At 63.5% G+C, this 690-nt stretch carries 1 protein-coding gene and 1 pseudogene; both read right to left on the bottom strand.

Annotated features, from left to right (window positions below; translation table 11 throughout):
• The coding region (locus EN893_RS36555) for a methenyltetrahydromethanopterin cyclohydrolase (RefSeq protein ID WP_245490990.1) at window positions 1–488 on the bottom strand (488 nt) is incomplete at its 3' end.
• Window positions 485–690 (bottom strand): annotated as a pseudogene (locus tag EN893_RS38865) (hypothetical protein); the annotation flags it as partial. The gene EN893_RS36555 and the pseudogene EN893_RS38865, both read right to left, overlap by 4 nt.

Genomic DNA, 690 nt, shown 5'->3' with positions numbered 1-690 from the left:
GCCAGTCCAGTTGTCTTGCCCACTTTCTCAACGATCGCGCGGGGAGGCGGTTCGGCCGTCTCAAGGATAAGCACCGCGGACGATGCGATGTCGCGATAGGAAAGTGTTTCGAACAGCGGTTCGACCCGGGCGAGGGCGCGCGCCGGCCCAGATCCCATCGCGAAATAGTCCTGGCCAGACAGGTTCCAGCCCGCATACTGGCTGCCCAGGCAGGCTAGCACCGGCTGCGAAGATCGCGCTTCGACAGTGAACGGCCATTGCTGTGACGCGCGATCCATGAACACAGAAACGCTGCCGAGACCGCCCATCGCGGCCTCAGCCATGCGCAGCCCGGCTTCGACGCTGCCTACGGTCTTGGCGCCGGCATCGATCAGGCGCTCGCCCAATGGCCCCCTGGAAACGACGATGCGCAGGCGTTCGGCGTCGCCGATCATGCCGTCAACGATGCGCTGTGCATTGTCGTTCAGGAATGCCGAACCGTCTTTCATGTCCGGTCTCCTTCCCATTGGAGTTGCAATTGACTGGCTTGTCCCTTGATGAGTCGCTTGGTCGATTGGGCGCTCGGCCCGCGCGCGAAGACCGTGCAGACAGGGTCGCCGGCAATCAGACGGGTGCCAGCCGACTGCTGGTCCGCTGTCCATTCAGGCCAGGCGATCGACGGAAAGTGAGTGATTGGCGTCGCGGCGTAAG

The organism is Mesorhizobium sp. M7A.F.Ca.CA.004.04.2.1, assembly GCF_004022825.1.
Lineage (GTDB): Bacteria > Pseudomonadota > Alphaproteobacteria > Rhizobiales > Rhizobiaceae > Mesorhizobium.
This window is presented reverse-complemented; position numbering and strand designations above follow the sequence as displayed.